Raw genomic sequence first — 23,463 nt, forward strand, 5'->3', positions numbered from 1 at the left:
CACGAGCACGCCGACGCCCTCGGACAGGGCCGTGCCGTCGGCGGCGTCGGCGAAGGACTTGGCGTGGCCGTCGGCCGCGAGGTTGCGCTGCCTGCTGAAGTCCACGAACGTGTCGACGGTCGACATCACGGACACACCGCCGGCCAGGGCCAGGGTGCACTCGCCCTGGCGCAGCGCCTGCGCGGCCAGGTGCAGTGCCACGAGGGACGACGAGCAGGCCGTGTCGACAGTGAGCGTCGGGCCCTCCAGGCCGAGGGCGTAGGCGACCCGCCCGGAGGCCACACTGCCGAGGCTGCCGTTGCCGAGGTGGTCCCGGACGGACTCGGGGACGTGCCGCAGCCGGCTGCCGTAGTCGTGGTACATGACGCCGGCGAAGACGCCGGTGCGGCTGCCGCGCACGGAGTGCGGGTCGATGCCGGCCCGTTCGAGCGCCTCCCAGGACGTCTCCAGCAGCAGCCGCTGCTGCGGGTCCATGGCGAGGGCCTCGCGCGGTCCGATGCCGAAGAAGTCGGGGTCGAAGTCGGCGGCGTCGTACAGGAATCCGCCCGCCCGGGTGGACGAGTGCCCGGCCTTGCCCGGCTCCGGGTCGTACAGGCCGTCCAGGTCCCAGCCGCGGTCGGTGGGGAAGGCGCCGATGCCGTCACCGCCGTCGGCGAGCAGCCGCCACAGTTCCTCGGGTGTGCTGACGCCGCCGGGGTAGCGGCAGGCCATGGCGACGATGGCGATCGGCTCGTCGGCTTCCCGCACGGTGGCCTCGGCGGCGGGTTCTGCCTGGTCCCCGAAGAGTTCGCTGCGCAGGAATCCCACGAGGGCGCCCGCGTCGGGGTGGTCGAAGACGAGAGTGGCGGGCAGGCGCAGGCCGACCGCGGTGCCGAGGCGGTTGCGCAGTTCCACGGCGGTCAGCGAGTCGAAGCCCAGCTCGCGGAAGGAGCGGCGCGGATCGAGCGTCATGTCACCGCCGTGGCCGAGGACGGCGGCGACATGGGTGCGGACGAGTTCCGTGAGGGCCGCGTCGCGTTCGGCGGGGCCGAGGGCGGCCAGCCGGTCGGTGAGCGACCCGGCGTCCGTACGGGAGGCCGCGGCACGGCGGGCGCGCACGGGCACCAGGCCGCGCAGCACGGCCGGGACGTCGTCGGCGCGGCGCAGGACGGCCAGGTCCAGGCCGACCGGGAGCAGCAGCGGCTCGGCGGCACCCAGGGCGGCGTCGAGCAGCCGCAGGCCCTCCTCGGTGGTCAGGGGGCGGACGCCCGCGCGGGCCATGCGGGCCACGTCGGCGTCGGTGAGGTGGGCGGTCAGTCCGGTGCGTTGCTCCCAGAAGCCCCAGGCCAGCGAGTGCGCCGGCAGACCGTGGTGCCGGCGGTGGGCGGCCAGCGCGTCGAGGAAGGCGTTGGCGGCGGCGTAGCCGGACTGTCCGGCGCCGTCGACCGTGCCGGCGGCTGAGGAGAACAGCACGAACGCGGTGAGGCCGAGGTCGCGGGTCAGCTCGTGCAGGTGCCAGGCGGCATCGGCCTTGGGACGCAGTACGGCGTCCAGGCGCTCGGGCGTCTGGTCGGTCACCAGTCCGTCGTCGAGGACGCCGGCGAGGTGGACGACGGCGGTCAGCGGGCGCTCGGCCGGTACGGCGGCGAGGAGGCGGGCCAGTTGGTCGCGGTCGGCGGCGTCGCAGCGGGCCACGACGATCTCCGCGTCCAGGTCGGCGAAGTCGTCGGCGGCGGTGCCGCTGCGCCCGGCCAGCACGAGGCGGCGCACGCCGTGCGCGGCGACCAGGTGCCGGGCGACCAGGGCGCCGAGCACGCCGGTGCCGCCGGTGATCAGCACGGTGCCGTCGGGGTCGAGGGCGGGCGCCTGTCCTCGCGGGGTGGCGCGGGTGAGCCGGGGCACGTGCACGCTGCCGTCGCGCAGCGCGAGTTGGGGTTCTCCGGTGGCCGCCGCGACGGCCACCGCGGCTTCGGCGTCGGCGCCGTCCACGAGCACGAACCGCTCCGGGTGCTCGCCCTGCGCGGCCCGGACCAGGCCCCACACGGCGGCCCCCGCCAGATCGGTGACGTCCTCCTCCCCCACCGCGACGGCGCCCCGCGTGAGCACCAGCAGCCGGGCGGAGGCGGTGCGTTCGTCGGCCAGCCAGTCCTGTACGGCGGCCAAGACCCGCTCGGTCGCCCGGCGTGCGCCGGTGACCGGGTCGGGGTCGCCGGCCGGCAGCACCACCCAGGCGGGCACGGTGTCCAGCGCGGCCGGATCCTGTTCGTCCAGGACGGCGTACTCGGGTGCGAGCGCCCCGGGCAGGGGCAGGGCCGGCCAGTCCAGGCGGTACAGGTCGTCCGGGCGGGCGGCCGGGGTGAGGGCGGCCGGGTCGACGGGCCGGGAGACGAGGGCCTCGACCTCGGCGACCGGGGCGCCCGTGGGGTCGGCCAGCTGGAGGGAGAGCGTTTCGCCGCCGTGCAGCCGGACCCGCAGAGCGGTGGCCCCGGCCGCGTACAGCGAGACGCCGGTCCAGGCGAAGGGCAGCCGGGCGGTGTCCTGGCCGCCGGCGGAGGGGCCGTCGGCCGGGGAACCGTCGGCGGTGAGGCCGTCGGCGTGCAGGGCGGCGTCGAACAGCGCCGGGTGCAGGGCGAAACCGTCGCGCTCCACCGGCAGTTCCACCTCGGCGAAGATCTCGTCGCCGCGCCGCCAGACCGCGCGCAGCCCCTGGAAGGCGGGCCCGTAGTCGTAGCCGAGGCCGGCCAGGCGGTCGTAGGCGTCCTCGGCCGGTACGGGCAGCGCGCCCTGGGGCGGCCAGGCCGTCAGGTCGAAGGACGGCGGGGCCGTCTGCGGGGCGAGCAGACCGGTGGCGTGCAGGGTCCAGGCCGTGTCGTCGGCGCCCTCGGGACGGGAGTGGACGGTCAGCGCGCGGTGGCCGCTGTCGTCGGCGGCGGCCACGCGCAGCTGGAGCTGGACCGCGCCCCGCTCGGGCAGCGGCAGCGGTGCCTGGAGGGTCAGTTCGGCGAGGTGCCCGCAGCCGAGGTCGTGTCCCGCGCCGAGCGCCAGCTCGACCAGGGCGGTGCCGGGCAGCAGGGTGGTGCCGGACACGGCGTGGTCGGCCAGCCAGGGGGCGGTCGCGGTGGAGAGACGGCCGGTGAACAGGGTGCCGCCCTCGGCGACCGGGACGGCGGCGCCCAGCAGCGGGTGGCCGGTGGTGTCCAGGCCGGCTGCCGTGACGTCACCGGTGGCGGCGGACCGGCCCAGCCAGTACCGCTCGCGCTGGAAGGCGTAGGTGGGCAGGTCGGCGGCGCGGACCTGCATGCCGCTGAACACGGCCGACCAGTCGACCGGGACGCCCGCGACGAACGCCTCGCCCAGGGCGGTCAGGACGCGCTCGGGGCCGCCGTCGTCGCGGCGCAGCGAGCCGAGGCCGGTGACGTCGGCGCCCGCGGCGTCGGCGGTCTCCTCGATGCTGTGCAGCAGCACGGGGTGCGGGCTGCACTCCACGAACACCCCGTACCCGGCGTCGAGCAGCGTGCGGGTGGCGGGTTCGAACAGCACGCTCTGGCGCAAGTTGGTGTACCAGTAGCCGGCGTCCAGGCGGGTGGTGTCGAGCCGGGCGCCGGTGACGGTGGAGTAGAACGGCACCTCGGCGGGCCGGGCCCGGATGCCCGCGAGGTCGGCGAGCAGCCGCTCTCTGATCGACTCGACGTGCGCGGAGTGCGAGGCGTAGTCCACGGGGAGCCGCTTGGCGCGGTCGCCGCCGGCCACGATGGTCTCGCGGAGTTCGTCCAGGGCGTCGGCGTCGCCGGACAGCACCACGGAGGAGGCGCCGTTGACGGCGGCCACCGCGATCCGGCCGTCGTAGCGGGCCATGAGGTCGCGCACCCGGGCCTCGGGCAGGGCCACCGACATCATGCCGCCGCGGCCGGAGAGTTCGCGGGCGATGGCCTGGCTGCGCAGGGCGACGACACGGGCGCCGTCGGTGAGGGAGAGCGCGCCGGCCACGCAGGCGGCGGCGATCTCGCCCTGGGAGTGGCCGATGACGGCGGCGGGCCGGACCCCGTGGGCGCGCCACACCTCGGCGAGCGACACCATGATCGCCCACAGCACGGGCTGGACGACGTCCACCCGCTCCAGCGGCTGCCGCGCCCGCACGGTCTCGATGAGGTCCCAGTCGGTGACGGGCGCGAGGGCGGCGGCGCAGTCGGCCATGCGCGCGGCGAACTCGGGTGAGGAGTCGAGCAGGTCGGCGGCCATCCCGGCCCACTGGGAGCCCTGTCCGGGGAAGACGAAGGCGATCCGGGACTCGGCCGCGGGCCTGCCGCGCACCACGTTCGGCGCGGTACCGCCCTCGGCGAGGGCGGTCAGGCCCGCGGTGAGGGCGGGCAGGCCGGCGCCGGTGACGACGGCCCGCTCGGTGAGCGCGGCGCGTCCGGTGGCCAGGGTGTGGGCGATGTCGGGGACGGGGTCGGTGCCGGTGGTGAGGTGGTCCAGCAGGGTGCGGGCCTGGGCGGCGAGGCCCTGTTCGCCGTGGCCGGACAGCACCAGCGGGAGCGGTCCGGTCCAGGAGGGCTCCTGCGCGCGGGCCTCGGGCTCCGGGGCCGCCTCGATGATGACGTGGGCGTTGGTGCCGCTGATGCCGAAGGAGGAGACGGCGGCGCGGCGGGGCTCGCCGTCGGCGGGCCAGTCGCGGGCGTCCCTCAGCAGTTCGACGGCGCCCTCCTCCCAGTCCACCTGGGAGGTCGGCCGTTCGGCGTGCAGGGTCCTGGGCAGCCGGCCGTGCCGCATGGCCATCACCATCTTGATGACACCGGCGACACCGGCGGCGGCCTGGGTGTGCCCGATGTTGGACTTGACCGAGCCCAGCCACAGCGGTTCGGCCCGGTCCTGGCCGTAGGTGGCCAGCAGGGCCTGGGCCTCGATCGGGTCGCCCAGCGGGGTTCCGGTGCCGTGGGCCTCGACGGCGTGCACCTGACGGGGTTCCAGGCGGGCGTCGGCGAGGGCGGCGCGGATGACCCGCTGCTGGGAGGGGCCGTTGGGGGCGGTGAGGCCGTTGGAGGCGCCGTCCTGGTTGACGGCCGAGCCGCGCACCACCGCCAGCACCCGGTGGCCGTTGCGCCTGGCGTCGCCGAGCCGTTCCAGCAGGAGCAGGCCGGCGCCCTCGCCCCAGCCGGTGCCGTCCGCGCCCTCCGCGAAGGACTTGCAGCGGCCGTCCAGCGCGAGCCCGCGCTGGCGGGAGAAGTCGATGAAGGTGTCCGGGGTGGACATGACCGTGACGCCGCCCGCGAGAGCGAGGTCGCACTCGCCGGTGCGCAGTGCCTGCACCGCGAGGTGGAGGGCGACGAGCGAGGAGGAGCAGGCGGTGTCTACGGTGACGGCGGGCCCCTCCAGGCCGAGGGTGTAGGAGACGCGGCCGGAGGCGACGCTGCCCAGGTTGCCGTTGCCGAGGTAGCCCTCGACGCCCTCCGGCACCTCGGTGAGCCAGCTGCCGTAGTCGTGGTACATGACGCCCGCGTAGATGCCGGTGCGGCTGCCCTTGAGGGTGTGCGGGTCGATGCCGGCGCGTTCGAAGGCCTCCCAGGACGTTTCCAGCAGCAGCCGCTGCTGCGGGTCCATGGCGATGGCCTCACGGGGGCTGATGCCGAAGAAGCCGGGGTCGAACCGCGGCGCGTCGTACAGGAAGCCGCCCTCGCGCACATGGGTCTTGCCGGGGGCGTCCGGGTCGGGGTCGTAGATGCCCTCGACGTCCCAGCCGCGGTCCGCGGGGAAGTCGCCGACGGCGTCCGTGCCGGTGTCGACCAGCTCCCAGAGCTGCTCGGGGGTGGTGACGCCGCCGGGATAGCGGCAGCTCATGGCGATGATCGCGACGGGCTCCTGCGCCGCCTCGGTGAGCTGGGCGTTCTGCTGGCGCAGCCGCTCGTTCTCGAGCAATGACTCGCGCAGCGCCTCGACGATCTGCTCGACGGATGTGTCCACGGTCGGTGTCGCTCCCTGCTGGTTCGGCGGCGCTGGTGACGCGGTGGAGGTGCGCCGGTACGGGTGACCCGGTGCCGGACGTGGCGCGTCGCCCGGCACCGGGGCGGGGTCACTGGGTGCCGCTGCGGTCGAGCGCGGCGCGCACCAGGTCGGCGACGGCCATGGACTTGATGTCCAGGGCGCGGTCGGCGGGGGCGGGGGACGGGGCCCGCTCGGAGAGCTTCAACAGGCTGTCGAGCAGGCCGGCTTCCCGGATGCGGGCGACGGGGATGCGGGAGATCAGGGCGCGCAGCTCGTCGTCGCCGTGCGCGGCGGCCGGGGGCTCGGGGTCCGCGGTGTCCGGGAGGAGCCGTTCGAGGAGGTGGCCGGCGAGGGCCGCCGGGGTGGCGTAGTCGAAGATCAGCGTGGACGGCAGGCGCAGTCCGCAGACGGCGTTCAGCCGGTTGCGCAGTTCGACGGCGGCGAGCGAGTCGAAGCCGAGCTCGGTGAAGGCGCGGCGCGGTTCGACGGCTGCCGGTCCGGCGTGGCCGAGGACGGCGGCGACCTCGGTGCGGACCGCCTCCAGGACGGTGTGTTCGTGGTCGGCCGCGGGGAGTTCGGCCAGCCGCTCGCCCAGGGTGCGGGCCCGGTCGTCGCCGTTCGCGCGGGAGGTGACGCCGGCCAGGGTCCGCAGCACGGCCGGGACGTCGTCGCCGCGCCGGCGCAGGGCCGCGGTGTCGAGCCGTACCGGTACCAGGGCGGGGCTGCCGGTGGCCACGGCGGCGTCGAACAGCTCCAGTGCCTCGTCCGGGTCGAGCGCGCCGATGCCGGAGCGTTCGATGCGCTGGACCCCGGTCTGGTCGAGGGCGGCGCCCATGCCGCCGCCGGACCACAGTCCCCAGGCGAGGGAGGTGGCGGGCAGGCCGAGCCCGGCGCGGTGGGCGGCCAGCGCGTCGAGGAAGACGTTGGCGGCGGCGTAGTTGCCCTGGCCGGAGGCGTCGAGGGTGCCGGCGGCCGAGGAGAACAGCACGAAGCGGGACAGCTCCCGGTCCAGGGTGAGGTCGTGCAGGTGCCAGGCGGCGTCCGCCTTCGGGCGCAGCACGGTGTCCAGCCGCTCCGGGGTCAGCGAGGCCACCAGGCCGTCGTCCAGGACGCCTGCGGTGTGGACGACACTGTCGGCGGGGTGCGCGGTGAGCAGGGCGGCGAGCGCGGCGCGGTCGGACACGTCGCAGGCGACGATCTCGGCCTTCGCGCCCAGTTCCGCCAGGTCCGCGCGCAGGGCGGCGGCGCCGGGCGCGCCAGGTCCGCGGCGGCTGGTCAGCACCAGGCGGGTGACGCCGTGCCGGGCGGCCAGGTGACGGGCGACGAGGGCGCCGAGTCCGCCGGTGCCGCCGGTGACGAGCACGGTGCCCCACGGGCGGTCCTCCGCCAAAGAGTCGTCGGCGCGCACCAGGCGCGGGGCGTGCGCGCGGCCGTCCCGCCAGCGGACCTCGGGCTCCCCGGAGTCGAGGAGGGCGGCGAGTGCGGCCCGGTCCGGTACGGGGCCGTCGGGGCCGGTCCGTGCGACGAGGAGGATCCGGCCGGGGTCCTCGGCCTGGGCGGCCCGCACCAGGCCGTGCACGGCGGCGTCGGCGAGGCCGCCGCCGGTGAGCACCACCAGCACGGAGCCGGCGTACCGGTCGTCGGCCGTCCAGGCCCGCAGGGTCTGGAGCGTGCGGCCGAGCACGGTCCGCACGGCGCCGGGCAGTTGCTCGCCGTCGGCGCGCGGTGCGGTGACCGGCAGGATCACCACGTCGGGGACGGAGGCGCCGAGCGCGTCCAGGCCGGCGTGCACGGGGACGCCGAGGCCCAGGTCGTCGTCCCCGAGGACCGCCCAGGTACGGCGGTCGGGGCGTCCGGCGGCCTCGGGCAGCGGTTCGTCGGTGACGGCGTACAGGTGGCGCTGCCGCTGGGTGAGCCGGTCGGCGGTGACCGGCCGGGTGACGTACGACGCGACGGTGGCGAGGGGCCGGCCCTCGCCGTCGGCGAGGTCGATGCGGGTGCCGTCGGGGCCGGGGGTGACACGGACGCGGGCGGTGAGCCCGCCCTGGGCGTGCGGGGCGACGCCGGTCCAGGCGAAGGGCAGGGCGATGCCGTCGGTGCTGCCGTCCGGCTCGCCGTCCAGGAGGGACGTGACGTGCAGGGCGGAGTCCAGCAGGGCCGGGTGCAGGGTGTACCGGGCGGCGTCCTGCCGTGCGGAGTCGGGCAGTTCGAGTTCGGCGAGGAGAGTGTCGCCGTGCCGCCAGGCGGCCTTGACGCCGCGGAAGACGGGGCCGTAGTCGTAGCCCTCGGCGTGCAGCCGCGGGTAGAGGCCGGTGACGTCGAGCGGGGTGGCGCCGGGCGGCGGCCAGGCGCCGTGGGCGGGCGCAGGCGTGGTGGCGGAACCGGTGAGGGTGCCGGTGGCGTGCCGGGTCCAGCCCTCGTCCGCCGGGGCGTTCTCGGGGCGCGAGTGGATCTCGACGGTGCCGTCGGGGCCGGTGGCGACCTGGAGGTGGACGGCGGTGTCCGCGGCCAGCACCAGGGGGGCCTGGAGGGTCAGTTCCTCCAGGACGGGGCGTCCGGTGAGGCGTCCGGCGTGCAGGGCGAGGTCGACCAGCGCGGCGCCGGGCACCAGGACCGTGCCCAGCACGGCGTGCTCGGCGAGGAGGGGGTGGGTCGCGGTGGAGATCCGGCCGGTGAGCAGGACTCCGGCGTCGCCGGGCAGGTCCAGGCGGGCGCTGACCAGCGGGTGGCCGGCGGCGGCGAGCCCGTGCCCGGCGGCGTCGCCGACGGCGACGGCGGGCGTGGGCAGCCAGTACCGGCGGTGCTCGAAGGCGTAGGTGGGCAGCTCGACCCGGCGGCCCTCGTACGACGCGTACAGCGCGGCCCAGTCGACGTCGAAGCCCCGGGTGTGCACGGTGGCCAGGGCGGCGAGCAGGCCGGGCAGCGGGTCGGTGTCCTTCCGGCCGGCCGGGACGAACGCGGTGTCCTCGGCGTCCGGCAGGCAGTCGGGGCCCAGGGCGGTGAGCACGGGCGCGGCGCCGAGTTCGAGGAAGGTGCCGGCGCCCCTGGCGGCCAGCGTGGTGACGGCGTCGGCGAAGCGCACGGTCTGCCGCACGTGCCGTACCCAGTAGTCGGCGGAGCCGAGTTCGGCGGCGGTGGCCGGGGCGCCGGTGAGGGTGGAGACGATCGGCACGGCCGGTTCGGCGGCCTCGATGCCGGTCATGACCTCCCGGAACGCGGCCAGCATGGGCTCCATCAGGGGCGAGTGGAAGGCGTGGGAGACCCGCAGCCGGCGGGTCGTCGTGAAGTGTGCGGCGACCTCGGTCACGGCGTCCTCGTCACCGGAGACGACCACGGCTCGGGGGCCGTTGACAGCGGCGATCCCGCACCGCCCGTCCAGCAGCGCCGCCACCTCCTCCTCGGCGGCCTGTACGGCGATCATCGCGCCGCCCTCGGGCAGTGCCTGCATGAGCCGGCCCCGGGCGGCGACCGCGGTGACGGCGTCCGGCAGCGACCACACGCCCGCGACGTGCGCGGCGGCGAACTCGCCGACGGAGTGGCCGGCCAGCCAGTCGGGGCGCAGTCCGAAGGATTCCAGCAGCCGGTAGAGCGCGACCTGGGTGGTGAACAGCGCGGCCTGGGTGTAGGCGGTCTGCTCCAGGGTCTCGGGGTCGTCACCGAACACGACCTCGGCCAAGGGGCGTTCGAGGTGCTTGTCGAAGTGGGCGGCGGCGCGGTCGAAGTGCTCGGCGTAGACGGGGAAGGCGTCGTACCAGTCGCGGCCCATGCCGGGGCGCTGGGCGCCCTGACCGGAGAACAGGTAGGCGAGCGTGCCGTCGGTGGCGGAGCCGGTGACGAGCAGCCCGGGTGCCTCGGTGCCGTGGGCCAGGGCGTCCAGCGCGGCGGCGGCCTGGTCGTCGCCGTCGGAGAGGACCACGGCGCGGTGCGGATGGCTGCCGCGGGTGGTGGCCAGGGCCAGGCCGAGGTCGGCCGCGGTCGTGCCGGTCAGCTCCCGCAGGCGGCGGGCCTGGCCGCGCAGGGCCTCGGGCGAGCGGGCGGAGACGGGCAGGGCGAGCACCGGCGGGACGGTGGCGGGGTCCGGCTCGGCGGGCTCGGGCTGCGCGAACTCCTCCAGGATCACATGGGCGTTGGTGCCGCTGATCCCGAAGGAGGACACACCGGCGCGGCGCGGCCGGTCCGGGGCCGGCCACGGGCGTCGCTCGGTGAGCAGCCGTACCGCGCCCGCGTCCCAGTCGACCTGGGGGGACGGCGCGTCGACGTGCAGGGTCTTCGGCAGGACCCCGTTGCGCATCGCCATCACCATCTTGATGACCCCGGCGACACCGGCGGCGGCCTGCGTGTGCCCCATGTTCGACTTGACGGAGCCCAGCCACAGCGGCTCGGCGCGGTCCTGGCCGTAGGTGGCGAGCAGCGCCTGGGCCTCGATCGGGTCGCCGAGGGTGGTGCCGGTGCCGTGCGCCTCGACGGCGTCGACGTCGGCGGGGCCGAGCCCGGCGGCGGCCAGCGCGGCACGGATGACGCGTTGCTGGGAGGGGCCGTTGGGGGCGGTCAGGCCGTTGGAGGCGCCGTCGGAGTTGACGGCGGAGCCACGGACCAGGGCGAGCACGCGGTGGCCGTGGCGGCGCGCGTCGGAGAGGCGTTCCACGACGAGCACGCCGGCGCCCTCGCCCCAGCCGGTGCCGTCGGCCGCGGCGGCGAAGGACTTGCAGCGGCCGTCGGCGGCCAGCCCGCGCTGCCGGGCGAAGTCGATGAACGTGTCCGGCGTCGACATGACGGTCACGCCGCCGACCAGGGCGAGGTCGCACTCGCCCTGCCGCAGCGCCTGGACCGCCAGGTGCAGGGTGACCAGGGAGGAGGAGCAGGCGGTGTCGACGGTGACGGCCGGTCCCTCCAGGCCGAGGGCGTAGGCGACCCGGCCGGAGACGACGCTGCCGAGGCTGCCGTTGCCGAGGTAGGCGGCGAGGTCCTCGGGCACCTCGGCGAGCCAGCTGCCGTAGTCGTGGTACATGACGCCCGCGAACACGCCGGTGCGGGAGCCGCGCAGCCGGTGCGGGTCGATGGCGGAACGCTCCAGCGCCTCCCAGGACACCTCCAGGAGCAGCCGCTGCTGCGGGTCCATGGCGGTGGCCTCGCGGGGGCTGATGCCGAAGAAGCCGGCGTCGAACTCGGCCGCGTCGTACAGGAAGGCGCCCTCGCGGGTGTAGGTGCGGCCGGGGGTGCCCGGCTCGGGGTCGTACAGCGCCTCGGTGTCCCAGCCGCGGTCGGCCGGGAAGCCGCCGACCGCGTCGACGCCGTCGGCGACGAGCCGCCACAGGTCCTCCGGGGAGCGGACCCCGCCGGGATAGCGGCAGCTCATGCCGACGATGACGATCGGGTCGTCGTCCGGTGCGGTGCGCCCGGCGACGGCGGGGGTGTGCCGCGGGCCGGTGCCGAAGAGGGTGTCGCGGATGTGCTCGGCGAGCGCGCGGGAGGTGGGGTGGTCGAAGACGAGGGTGGCGGGCAGCCGCAGACCGGTGGCGGTGCCCAGCCGGTTGCGCAGCTCCACGGCCGCCAGCGAGTCGAAGCCGAGGTCGGTGAAGGCCCGGCCGGGGTCGATGGCGGACGGCCCGTCGTGCCGGAGGACGGCCGCGACCTCGGTGCGCACCAGGTCGAGCAGGGCGCGGTCGCGGTCGGCGGCGGGCAGCGCCGCGAGCTGTCCCTCCGTGGCCGTGGCGGGCGCGGCGCTCGCGGCGGCGCGGCGGGTGACCGGGCGGACCAGGCCGGTCAGCAGCGGCGGTATGCCGTCGGTGCGGCGGCGTACGGCGGCGGCGTCGATCTCGACGGGGACGAGGTGGGGCGCGCGGGAGCGGACGGCGGTGTCGAACAGCTCCAGGGAGCGGTCGGCGGACAGGCCGGGGACGCCGTAGGCCGCGATGCGCTCGCGGGCGGCGTCGTCCAGTGCGGCGCCCATGCCGCTGTCGGTGTCCCACAGGCCCCAGGCGAGCGCGGTGGCGGGCAGGCCGAGGGCGGCGCGGTGTGCGGCGAGGGCGTCGAGGTAGGCGTTGGCGGCGGCGTAGTTGCCCTGGCCGGGGCCGTCGAGGACGGCGGCGAGGGAGGAGAACAGCACGAAGTGGGCGAGGTCGCGGTCCCGGGTCAGCTCGTGCAGGTGCCAGGCGCCGAGCGCCTTGGCGTGGAAGACCTCGTCGACCATCGCGTCGGTGAGGGTGTCGACGACGCCGTCGCGGACGGTGCCCGCCGCGTGCACGACGGAGTCGACGGGGTGCTCGGCGAGCAGCCGGCGCAGCGCCTCGCGGTCGCCCGCGTCGCAGGCGGTGACGGTCACCTCGGCGCCGAGCGCGGTGAGTTCGGCGTGCAGCTCGGGGGCCGTGCCGCGGCGGCCGGCGAGCACCAGGCGGCGCACGCCGTGGGTGCGGACCAGGTACCGGGCGAGCAGCGCGCCGAGGCCGCCGGTGCCGCCGGTGACGAGGACGGTGCCCCAGTCGGCGGTGGCCGCGTCCCCGGAGGGCTGGACGGCCAGCCGGGGCACGGCGAACGCGCCGCCGGCGAGCGACAGTTCGGGTTCGCCGGTGGCGAGGACCTGGCGCAGGTCGGCCTCGCCGGGCAGCTCCTCGTGCTCGACGAGGACGTAGCGGCCGGGGTTCTCCGCCTGGGCGGACCGGACGAGACCGCGGACGGCCGCGTGGGCGGGGCTGCCGGGCGGGGTGACGACGACGAGCCGGGTGCCGGCCAGCCGCTCGTCCTGCTGCCAGGTGCGCAGCAGCCGCAGGACGTGGTGGACGTGGGCGCGTGCCGCGGTGGCGTCGGCGTCCGCCGGGCCGGGCACGCGGTGCACGACCGCGTCGGGGGCGGGGCCCCGGAGCAGGGCGTCCACGGAGTCCGTGAGGACGGCGGTGCGCAGGGGTGGTGCGGTGGTCGCCGGTCGGGGGTACGGCGACCACCGCACCGCGTACAGGACGTCGCTGTCCGGTACGGGGCGGGAGGTCAGGGCCTCGATGTCGGCCACCGGGGCGCCGGTGGCGTCGGCGAGGCGCAGGGCGATGGTGTCGCCGCCGGCACGGGTGATCTTCACGCGGAGGGCGGTCGCACCGGTGGCGTGCAGGGTGACGCCGCTCCAGGCGAACGGCACCAGGACCTCGGGGCGCGGCGGGGCGTCGAGGTCGGCGGCGTGCAGCGCGGCGTCGAGCAGGGCCGGGTGCAGGCCGAACCGTGCGGCGTCGGTGGCCGCTTCCTCGGGCAGGGCGACTTCGGCGTAGACGTCGTTGCCGTGCCGCCAGGCGGCGCGCAGGCCCTGGAAGGCGGGGCCGTACCCGTAGCCCTGGTCGGCGAGGTCCGCGTAGACGCCGGCGGTGTCGAGCGGCTGTGCGTCCTTCGGGGGCCACACGGTCAGGTCGGCCGTGGCGGCGGGGGCGGTGGTGGTGAGGACGCCGGCGACGTGCTGGGTCCAGGGGGCGGCCTCGTCAGCGCGGGTGTGGACCGTGACGGGACGGCACCCGGCCTCGTCGGGTTCGCCGACGGCGACCTGGACGGCGACGTCCTCGTCGGCGCGCAGTACGAGCGGGGCGCCGAGAGTCAGTTCCTCCAGGGTGTGCGCGCCGACGTGCTCGCCGGCGCGCAGGGCGAGTTCGACGAAGGCGGTGCCGGGGAACAGCACCCGCCCGGCGATGACGTGGTCGGCGAGCCAGGGCTGGGTCCGGGTGGACAGCCGCCCGGTCAGGACGACGCCCTCGGCGCCGACGGCCACCACGGCGGCCAGCAGCGGGTGGCCGGCGGGGAGCTGGCCGAGGCCGGCGGCGTCGGTGGCGGCGCGCTGCTCCAGCCAGAAGCGGCGCCGCTGGAACGGGTAGGACGGCAGGTCGATGCGGCGCCCGCCGAGGCCGGCGAAGTGCCGCCGCCAGTCGACGGGGACGCCCCGGGCGTGCGCGGCGGCGAGCGCGCCGACGGCCTCGCGGGCCTCGGGCCGCTCGCGCCGCAGCACCGGCAGGAAGGCGGTGCCGGGTACGTCGGTGCAGTCGGGGCCCATGGCGGTCAGTACGGCGTCGGGGCCGACCTCCAGGAAGGTCCGGACCCCGGCGTCGGCGAGGGTACGGACGGCGTCGTGGAAGCGGACCCGGGCGCGTACGTGCTCCACCCAGTACTCGGGGTCGCACAGCTCGGTGGTGACGGGCCCGCCGGTGACGGTGGAGACCACCGGCAGTTTCGGCTCGGCGAGGTCGAGCACGTTCACCACGCGCCGGAACTCGGCCAGCATCGGTTCCATCAGCGGCGAGTGGAAGGCGTGGCTGACCCGCAGCCGCTTGGTGTCGTGGCCGCGCGCGGCGAGTTCGGCGGCGATGCGTTCCACGTCGTCCGCGGCGCCGGACACCACGACGGCGGCGGGCCCGTTGACGGCGGCGATGCCGGTGCGCGGGGTGAGCAGCGGCGCCACCTCGTCCTCGGCGGCGCGTACGGCGACCATGGCGCCGCCCTCGGGCAGTCGCTGCATGAGCCGGCCACGGGCGGCGACCAGGATCGTCGCGTCCTGGAGGGTGAGCACGCCGGCCACGTGCGCGGCGGCGATCTCGCCGACGGAGTGCCCGGCGAGCTGGTCCGGGGTGAGGCCCCAGCTCTCCAGGAGCCGGTGGAGGGCGACCTCCACGGCGAACAGGGCGGGCTGCGCGTACTCGGTACGGTGCAGCAGTTCGGCCTCGGGGGTGCCGGGCCCGGCGAACAGGACGTCCGTCAGCGGCCGGGCGAGCTGGAGGTCGAAGTGGGCGCAGACGTCGTCCAGGGCGTCGGCGAAGACCGGGTGGGCGGCGGCCAGTTCGCGGCCCATGCCGATCCGCTGGCTGCCCTGCCCGGTGAACAGGAAGGCCAGCTCGCCGTCGACGCGCCGGGTGAGCGGGGTGGCCCCCGAGGCCAAGTCCTCCAGTGCGGTGCGCAGTTCGTCCCGGTCGGCGGCGACGAGGACGGCCCGGTCGTCGAGGGCGGCCCGGGTGGTGGCCAGCGAGTGAGCGAGGTCGAGCGGGTCGGCCCCCTCCACCAGGGGCAGCAGATCGGCGGCACGGGCACGCAGGGCGACTTCGCCGCGGGCGGACAGGGTGAAGGGAAGGGGGGTGCCGGGGGGCGGGGTGGGGCGGGGGTCGGTGCCGGCGGTCTCGGGTGCGGACCCCGGGTGCACCGGAATGCCGGTCTCCGCGGACTCCGGCCGCCGGGAGGGGCCGCTGCCCGAGGGCTCCGGCGGACCGGGGTGACCGCCATCGGCAGGCGCCGGCACCAAAAGCCCGCCGTCCGCGCCCGCGTCCGTGTCGCCGTCCGCGCCCTCCGGCCGTGGAGCAAACCCCGTGTCCGAGCGGCCCGAACGACCGCCGTCAGCGCCCTGTGACGGCGCCTGAAGGCCGCCACCGGCGACGCCGTCCTCGCTCCGCGACGGCATCGGCCGCGCCGGAAGGCCGGCGTCCGCTGGGTCCGGTTCCTCCAGGATGACGTGGGCGTTGGTTCCGCTGACGCCGAAGGACGACACGCCCGCTCGTCGGGCCCGGCCGGTGTGCGGCCAGGCGCGTTCCTCGGTGACGAGTTCCACGGCGCCGGAGGACCAGTTGACGTTCGGGGTGGGGGCGTCGACGTGCAGGGTCGCCGGTACGCGGCCGTGCCGCATGGCGAGGATCGTCTTGATCATGCCGGCGGCGCCGGCGGCGGCCTGGGTGTGCCCGAGGTTGGACTTGACCGAGCCGAGCAGCAGCGGGGCGCCGTCGGGCCGGCCCTGTCCGTACGTGGCAAGGAGCGCGGTCGCCTCGATGGGGTCGCCGAGCCGGGTGCCGGTGCCGTGCGCCTCGACCACGTCGACGTCGGCGGCGGTGAGGCCGGCGTCGGCGAGTGCCCGGCGGATCAGCCGTTGCTGGGAGGTGCCGTTGGGCGCGGTGAGGCCGTTGGAGGCGCCGTCCTGGTTGACGGCCGAGCCACGCACGAGGGCCAGGACGCGGTGCCCGTTGCGGCGCGCGTCGCTCAGCCGCTCCAGGACGAGCACACCGACGCCCTCGGCGAATCCGGTGCCGTCCGCGGCGGCGGCGAACGCCTTGCAGCGGCCGTCGGGCGCGAGGCCCCGCTGCCGGCTGAAGGCGGTGAACACACCGGGGCCGCCCATGACGGCGACACCGCCCGCGAGCGCGAGCGAGGACTCGCCCTGGCGCAGCGAGCGGCACGCCAGGTGGACGGCGACCAGGGACGCGGAGCAGGCGGTGTCGACGGTGACGGCCGGCCCCTCGGCGCCCAGCACGTAGGCGACCCGGCCGGAGATGACGCTGCCCGCGTTCCCGGCGAGCAGGTAGGCGTCGAGCCCGTCCGGGGCGTCGTGCAGGCGCGGCCCGTACTCCTGCACCTCGGCGCCGAAGAACATGCCGGCCGGCGTGCCGCGCAGCCCGGTGGGGTCGATGCCGGCGTCCTCCAGGGCCTGCCAGGACGTCTCCAGGACGAGCCGCTGCTGCGGGTCCATGCCGAGCGCCTCGCGCGGGCTGATGCCGAAGAAGTCGGCGTCGAACTCGGTGGCGGTACCGAGGAAGCCGCCGCTGCGGACGTAGGCGCTGCCGGGCACCTCGGGGTCCTCGTCGAAGAGGGCGTCCAGGTCCCAGCCGCGGTCCTGCGGGAAGCCGGACAGCACCTCGCCGCCCTCGGTGAGCAGCCGCCACAGGTCGGCGGGCGAGGAGATGCCGCCGGGGAAGCGGCAGCCGATGCCGACGACGGCGACGGGCTCGTCGGCGCCGCCGTCAGTGGCCGGCTCGTCGGGGGCGTCCGTCGTACCGTGGACCTCGGCGAGCAGCCGGGCCGCCAGGTCGTGCACGGTCGGGCAGTCGTAGGCGAGGCCGACCGGCAGGTCGAGCCCGGTCCGCTCGGTGAGCCGCCGGTGCAGGTCGACGGCGGCGAGCGAGTCGAGTCCCTGCGTGGCGAACGGGGCGGCCGGGTCGAGGGTGTCCACCGTGCCCGGCCGGGCGGCTTCGATCGCCTCGGTCACGGCGGTGCGCACCAGTTCGGTCACCAGCCTGCGGTGCTGGGACGGTACGGCCGTGGCGAGCCGCCGTGCCAGAGCTGAGTCGGTTCCGGGCCCGTTCATCCACGCATCTCCACTTTCGGCCGACACCGGTTTTCCTCACCTTTTTCCACACCGTAGTGACGGCCTCGGAAAGGCCACACCCTTAAGCACCCCTAGGGGCCGGCAGATCGACCGGCACTGTGTCCTCGGGGTGGTGCCGGTCGAACGAACGGCGGACATAGGACAGCGAGTCGAGCAGTTCCGCGGAGGTGACGGCCCGGGCCGGGCGTACGTCGGCGACACCGTGCAGCGGCATCCTTCCGATGTCGGCCCAGCACAGCCGGCCGTCCGCGGCGATGTAACTCCGGCTGAATCCGGCGTTGTCCGGATGCAGACAGTAGGGAACGTCGAGATATCCCTTGGCGAAGGCCGCGAGCAGCGCGGCGCCGAGGTCGTCGTCCAGTTCCAGCACGGCGTTCACCAGCGCCGACGCCTCGGCGTAGGTCTGGGTGCCGGTGCCGTCGAGCGGGGCGCGCGGTGTGCGCGCGGCGACGGCCGCCGCGTATTCGAGCGCGGCGACGTTCTCGGCGACCGAAGGAATACGGCGGGATTCCGCGACGGTTTTCACGATGAGCCGTTCGGAGCCGCTGGTGACGGCGAGTTCCGCCGCTTTCCCGAGCAGCCGGTAGGCGCCTTCCTCGGTTTCCGGGAACAGTCCCATATAGGCGTAGACGACGACGTGCCATTCGGTGTCCGGGAGCAGGCGCGCGCACAGGCTGCGCAACGCGGCCACCGCTTCGGCGTCCTGGCGCGGGTCGGTCTGCTGCGCGTAACTCACCGAAATGCTCCGGATGCCGTGCCGGCGGAAGAACAGCGCCTCCAGCACGCTGACCGCGACGAGCAGGGCGGGCGGGCAGAGCTGGCCGAGGACGCAGCCGCCGAAGGTCTCCAGGTGCGGTTCGGTGCCCGACTCCCGCCGAGCGGCGAGCAGTTCGCAGGAGACGGCCCAGTGGGCGACGGACTCGCGCAGCGGGACCCGGCCGTAGGGCAGGCAGTAGGAGACCGGTCCGCCCTCGGAGGCGTCGAGCCCGACGGCCGTCAGCGCCCGGAAGATGTCCTCCGGCGCGGCCGAGCCGTGCCGGACCTGGACCGGGAAGTCGGGGCCGTGGATGCCGTCGAGGACGCTCAGGGTGGTGGTCGTCTCGTGGCTCACGATCGGGTAGCCGTTGAGGGCGACGCCCTCCAGGACGGCCAGTTCGGCCGACTCCAGATCGCCGACCCGGGTGTAGCTGTCCAGGGTGATCGTGCCGACGGTGGTCGCCGCGGCGCTCCGGGTGGCGAGCAGCCCGGCCCGCATCCGTTCCGGGCTGCTCATCCCCATCCGGGGCTGGACCACCAGGTGGCCGGCGTCGTGAGCCCGGCGCACGAACGCGCCGAACCCGACGCCGGTCACACCAGGGCCCGCTGCGGCAGCGTGTCGAGCATCCGCCGGAAGGCGGCGACGCCCTCGGCGCTGTCGTCGAACACCGCGTCGTAGCCGGCGGCGCGCAGCGCGGCCACCTCGTCGCCGCCGCAGGGGCCGGCGATGCCGAGCTTGCCGCCGATGACGGCGGGCACACCGGCGAGCCCGGGGTGTTCGCGCAGCCGGGTCACGGTCCGCATGCCGTCGTGGTAGCCGTGGCCGTTGACGCTGCTGATCACGATGAGGGCCGGGCGGTGCGCGAGGGCTTCGGCGATGAGCAGGTCCTCGGGGACGCAGGGGCCGAGGTTGACCACGCGGTGCCCGTGCTCCTCCAGGAGGAGCTGGAGGTAGACGAGGTTCCAGGTGTGGGAGTCGGAGATGCCGCCGGCCACGAGCACGGGCTGGTCGCCGGGGGCGGGGGCGGTCGGGAAGGGGCTCATCACAGGGCCTGTCCGTGGTCGTAGGTGCGGGTGTGCTGGATGCGGGAGACGGAGACGAGGGCGTCGCCGCGGACGACGATCTCGGCGGGGGCGGGCCGGCCGAGGAACATCAGCAGGCTGGCCGTGGGGCCGTAGGCGCCGGCGTTGGGCACGGTGAGCAGGTCGCCGGGTGCCAGCTCGGGCAGCGGGACGTTCCGGCCGAGCAGGTCGCCCGGGGTGCACAGGGGTCCCGCGAGGCTCGCGGGGGTGCCGTCCGCGCCGGCGGACTCGTGCGGCTCGACGGACACGGGCAGGATGCGGCCGAGTCCGGACATGCCGCCGAAGGTGTTGATCCCTGCGTCGAGGACGAGGTAGCGGGTGTCGCGGCTGTCCTTGACGTTGACGACGGAGGTGAGCAGGGTGCCGCTGTCGGCGACCAGGTAACGGCCCGACTCGCAGGCGATCCGCGGGGTACCGTCCCGCCAGCCGGGGAAGTGCTCGTCCAGGGTCTCGGCGAGGGCGTCGCGGAGCCCGCCGTAGACGGGCCGCTCGCCCTGTACGGCGTAGGGCGCGGCGAACCCGCCGCCGATGTCGAGGAAGCGGAAGGTGACGCCGAGGGCGTCCTGGAGGGCGGCGGCGGTGGCGACGGTGTGGCGGAACTCGGCGACGAGGCTGGCCTCGTCCTTGGCGTTGCTCAGCGGGAAGAAGTGCAGTCCGGCGATGGTGGTGCCGGGTACCTCGCGCAGCGCGGCGGCGAGTCCGGGCAGGGTCTCGCTGTCGAAGCCGAACTGCGAGGGGACGCCGGTCATGCGGATGCTGGTGGCGGCGGCGCCGGTGGCGTTGTTGACGCGGATCAGGCAGTCGGCGGTGAGGCCGAGCTTCAGCGCCGTCTCGCCGACGCGACGGAGGTCGCCGTAGGACTCGGTGGAGAACAGGCGGACGCCGCGCGTCAGCGCCTCGGTCAGTTCGCCGGTGGTCTTGCCGGGTCCCGTGTAGAGGATCCGGTCGCCGGGGAAGCCGGCCCGCAGGGCGGCGTCGAGTTCGCCGACGGAGCTGATCTCGGCGCGGCAGCCGCGGGTGCCGCCGGAGCGCAGCTCGCGCAGCAGTTCGGGGTGCGGGTTGGCCTTGGCGGCGTAGAACACCTCGACCTCGTCGGGCAGCGCGGCGAACAGGTCGTCGCGGGCCGCCGCCACCCGGTCCAGGTCGTAGACGTAGGACGGGGTGCCGAAGCGTTCGGCCAGCTCGGTGGGGCCGGTCACGGGGTGGTTCCTTCCAGGAGGCGGGCGAGCTGCTTGCGGTCGTGCTTGCCGTGCGGGGTCAGCGGCAGCTCGGCCACGACGCGGCTCACGCCGGGCACCTTGGCGGGCTCCAGCCGCAGGGACAGCTCCTTCAGCAGGGAGTGCGGGTCGATGTCGCCCTCGGCGAACACCGCGAGGTCGCGGCCGGGGGCGGGGGGCAGCACGGCGGCGGCGCGGACGCCGGGGATGTCGGTGGCGGCGCTCTCGATCTCGGTGGTGCTCATGCGCACGCCCTTGTGCTTGAACATGTCGTCGCGGCGGCCCTCGTAGTACAGGAAGCCGTCCTCGTCGACATGGCCGAAGTCGCCGGTGTGCAGCCGCAGTCCGCCGTCGGGGGCGGGGCGGAAGGCGCGTGCGGTCTGTTCCGGCGCGCGCCAGTAGCCGGGCATGACGTGCGGGCCCTCGACCACGATCTCGCCGGTCTGCCAGGGCGGCAGCGCGTTGCCCTCGTCGTCCACGACGAAGGCGCGGGTGCCGGGCAGCGGACGGCCGACCGAGTCCGGTTTGGCGTCCTGGTACGCGGGCGGCAGCACGGAGACGCGCTTGCACTCGGTCTGCCCGAACTGGATGATCACCTCCGCGCCGGGGAACGCGGTGCGCAGTCCGTCGGCGGTGGACTTCGGCAGCGCGGCACCGGTGTTGGTGAACATGCGCACCCGGGACTCGCCGCCGGGGTCGCGTTCGGCGAGGGCGCAGATCATGGTGGCCAGGGACGGCACGATGGGGACGATGGTGGCGCCGGTCTCGCGGATGCGGCGCAGCAGCACCAGGTCGGACTCGCCGTCGGCGAGCACGATCTCGCAGCGGCCGGCCGCGGTGAGCAGCACCTTGTACAGGCCGTAGTCCCAGGAGATGGGGAAGCGGCAGAAGACCACGTCGTCGGGGTGGTAGCCGAGTTCGAGGTTGATGGCCTCGGTGGCGAAGACCATCCGGCCGTGCGGGCAGATCACCGCCTTGGGGGCGGCGGTGGAGCCGGAGGTGTAGACGAGGACGGCGATGTCCTCCGGGTCGACGTCCGCTCCGCCGGAGCGGGCCCCCCGCACCCGCAGCGCGGTGATCTCCCGCCACGCCTCGCCGAGGCCGAGGACCGGGACGGCGCCGGCGAGGGCGGCGATGCGGTCGACGGCGGGGTCGGTGACGACGACCAGCGCGGGGTCGGCGTTCTCGGCGACCGACCGCAGGTGGTAGTCCTTCATGCCGGTGTTGACGGGGACCAGGACGGCGCCCCGGCGCGCGGTGCCGTACAGCAGCGCGACCAGTTCGCGGGTGCTGGGCAGTTGGACGAGGACCCGGTCGCCGTGGCCGATGCCGCGCTCTTCCAGCCAGGCGTCGACGGCGTGGCTGTGGGCGGCGAGTTCCCGGTAGGTCCAGCGGCCCGTGCCGTCGGTGACCGCCGGGGCGTCGGGGCGTTCGGCGGTGGCCTCGTCGAGCAGGTCGTGGACCCGGGCGTCGGTACGGGCCTGCGCTGTCGGTTGACCGTTCACTGCGACTCCTGCCGCCTTTCGTGTGTGCGTCCCGCCCCGGTGGCCTGCCGCATGGCCGTGGCCCGGGAGGCGAGCTTCCTGCGGTCGGTCTTGCGGTTGGAGTTGAGCGGGAGCGCGTCCAGGTGGTGGAAGGCGCGCGGGACGACCGCGGCCGGCAGCAGCTCCCGCAGGTGCCGGGCGAGCCGGGCGGGCGGCACGGGTTCGCCGGTGTGGAAGACGGCCAGCTCCACCGTGCCGTCCACGGGCACCGCCACGGTGACGGCGTCCTCGACGCCGGGGCAGGTGCGCGCGGCGGCGTCCACCTCGGCGAGTTCCATCCGCACCCCGTGCACCTGGACCTGGGCGTCCTGGCGGCCCAGGTACAGCCAGCCGCCGTCTCCGGCGCGCCGGACCCGGTCTCCGGTGCGGTAGAAGCGCCGGCCGTCGTGTTCCAGGAACCGTCCGGTGTCGTCGGCCGGGTCGAGGTAGCCGGGGGTCAACTGGGGCCCGGAGACGCACAGTTCGCCCTCGTCCCCGGCGGTGGGCGTCCCGGACGGGTCCAGCAGCAGCGTCTGGTGGCCGGGGTGAATGGCGCCGATGGGCACCATGTCGTTCAGGTACCGGCCGGGCGTCCAGCGGTGCGCGGTGACGGTGATGGTGAGTTCGGTCGGGCCGTACAGGTTCTCCAGGGTCGAGCCCGGCGCGGCGGCGGCCCAGTCCTCGGCGTCCTTGCAGCTGAGCGCCTCCCCCGCGAAGAAGCTCCACCGCAGCGACGACAGCGCGCCCGGCCCCAGCCCGCCGGTGCGGCGCACCAGGGTGATCGCGCTGGGCGTGGAGAACCACACGGTCATCCGCTGCTCGGCCACGAACTCCGGCAGGTGCGCGTACGCCCGTGCCGGGACCGGTACGACGCCGGCGCCGGCGCCCCAGGCGCAGAACAGGTCGAACATCGCGCAGTCGAAGTTGAGGTCGAAGGTCTGCGAGAAGACGTCGTGCGGTCCGAAGTCGTAGCGCTCGTCGAGCAGGCGGAAGTAGTGCGCGGTGTTGGCGTGGGTGACCGGTACGCCCTTGGGCCGGCCGGTGGAGCCGGAGGTGAACAGCACGTAGGCGATGTCGGTGGGCCGGGCCGGCTGGGGCGCCTTCAGGGCGCTGTCCGGGTCGACGGCGACGGCCGGCAGGGGGTGCCCGCCGGGTGCGAACAGGGTCGGCAGGGTGACACCGGCCTCGTGCAGCGCGGTCAGGGCGGGCAGGGCGTCGTCGTCGGCGAGCAGCGCGCCGACCCCGGCGGCCTCGATCATCTGCCGGGTGCGGGCGGCGGGGAAGGCCGGCTGGAGGGGTACGACGGTGACGCCGCTGTACAGGCCGGCCAGCAGGGCCGCGTACGCCGTGGGTCCCTTGCCGGCCAGCACCCCCACGGCGGGCTGCCGCTCCGGGAGCCCGGCCAGCAGCGAGCCGGCCAGGAGCAGGGCGCGTTCGTGCAGTTCGCGGTAGGTGAGCTCGACGCCGTCGGCGCGCAGCGCGGGCCGGTCCGGGGCGAGGGCCAGGCCGCGCGCGAACCGGCCGGACAGCGTGCCGTCCATGGTGGGGTGCACGGTGGCCGTCCCGTCAGCTCGCGGTGCTCTGGAGCATGCTCCGCACGGTGTCCCACAGCACGCCGGCGGTGCGGAAGGTGTCCCTGGTCAGCGCGCTGTCGCGGAAGCGGACCTGGTAGTCCTCCTCCAGCGTGCCGAGGAGCTGGACGGTGCCGAGCGAGTCCAGGCCGAGGTCCTTCAGGTCGGATTCCGGCGTCAGCTCCTCCTGCGGCGGAAGGAACGGCAGGAAGGGGCGGAGTATCTGTTCGAACCGGTCGTCCCACATGGGT

8 protein-coding genes are annotated in these 23,463 nt (G+C 75.6%); all 8 read right to left on the bottom strand.

Translation table 11 applies throughout. The features are described 5' to 3' along the window. Positions 1-5,937, bottom strand: a 5,937-nt coding sequence (locus C3492_RS41765) for a type I polyketide synthase (RefSeq protein WP_146075800.1), incomplete at its 3' end; no start/stop codon positions are given. Between the two features lie 109 nt (positions 5,938-6,046). Then, on the bottom strand, positions 6,047-17,041 hold the full coding sequence (locus C3492_RS41770) for a type I polyketide synthase (RefSeq protein WP_258056213.1): 10,995 nt from the start codon (positions 17,039-17,041) through the stop codon (positions 6,047-6,049). Between the two features lie 82 nt (positions 17,042-17,123). Beyond that, positions 17,124-18,413 (bottom strand): methylaspartate mutase, encoded by a 1,290-nt coding sequence (locus C3492_RS41780; RefSeq protein WP_103817806.1) that lies wholly within the window; start codon positions 18,411-18,413, stop codon positions 17,124-17,126. Further along, positions 18,410-18,862 (bottom strand): cobalamin B12-binding domain-containing protein, encoded by a 453-nt coding sequence (locus tag C3492_RS41785; RefSeq protein ID WP_030992160.1) that lies wholly within the window; start codon positions 18,860-18,862, stop codon positions 18,410-18,412. The genes C3492_RS41780 and C3492_RS41785 overlap by 4 nt, the downstream gene beginning before the upstream one ends. After that, positions 18,862-20,100, bottom strand: coding sequence for a decarboxylase (locus C3492_RS41790; RefSeq protein WP_103817807.1), 1,239 nt, complete (start codon positions 20,098-20,100; stop codon positions 18,862-18,864). The genes C3492_RS41785 and C3492_RS41790 overlap by 1 nt, the downstream gene beginning before the upstream one ends. Then, complete coding sequence (locus C3492_RS41795; RefSeq protein ID WP_103817808.1) at positions 20,097-21,623, bottom strand: AMP-binding protein; 1,527 nt, start codon at positions 21,621-21,623, stop codon at positions 20,097-20,099. Before C3492_RS41795 ends, C3492_RS41790 begins: the two co-directional genes overlap by 4 nt. Continuing rightward, positions 21,620-23,182 (bottom strand): amino acid adenylation domain-containing protein, encoded by a 1,563-nt coding sequence (locus C3492_RS41800; RefSeq protein ID WP_103817821.1) that lies wholly within the window; start codon positions 23,180-23,182, stop codon positions 21,620-21,622. The genes C3492_RS41795 and C3492_RS41800 overlap by 4 nt, the downstream gene beginning before the upstream one ends. Positions 23,183-23,207: 25 nt before the next feature. Next, entirely contained in the window at positions 23,208-23,459 is a 252-nt protein-coding gene (locus C3492_RS41805; RefSeq protein ID WP_103817809.1) for a phosphopantetheine-binding protein, read from the bottom strand. Positions 23,460-23,463 lie beyond the last annotated feature (4 nt).

The sequence above is a fragment of the Streptomyces sp. Ru62 genome (genome assembly GCF_002920615.1).
Lineage (GTDB): Bacteria > Actinomycetota > Actinomycetes > Streptomycetales > Streptomycetaceae > Streptomyces.

Excerpts from the sequence above, each read along its gene's own strand:
- C3492_RS41770 (WP_258056213.1), bottom strand. The coding sequence starts at position 17,041 with ATGAACGGGCCCGGAACCGACTCAGCTCTGGCACGGCGGCTCGCCACG.
- C3492_RS41805 (WP_103817809.1), bottom strand. The coding sequence starts at position 23,459 with ATGTGGGACGACCGGTTCGAACAGATACTCCGCCCCTTCCTGCCGTTC.
- C3492_RS41800 (WP_103817821.1), bottom strand. The coding sequence starts at position 23,182 with ATGGACGGCACGCTGTCCGGCCGGTTCGCGCGCGGCCTGGCCCTCGCC.
- C3492_RS41785 (WP_030992160.1), bottom strand. The coding sequence starts at position 18,862 with ATGAGCCCCTTCCCGACCGCCCCCGCCCCCGGCGACCAGCCCGTGCTC.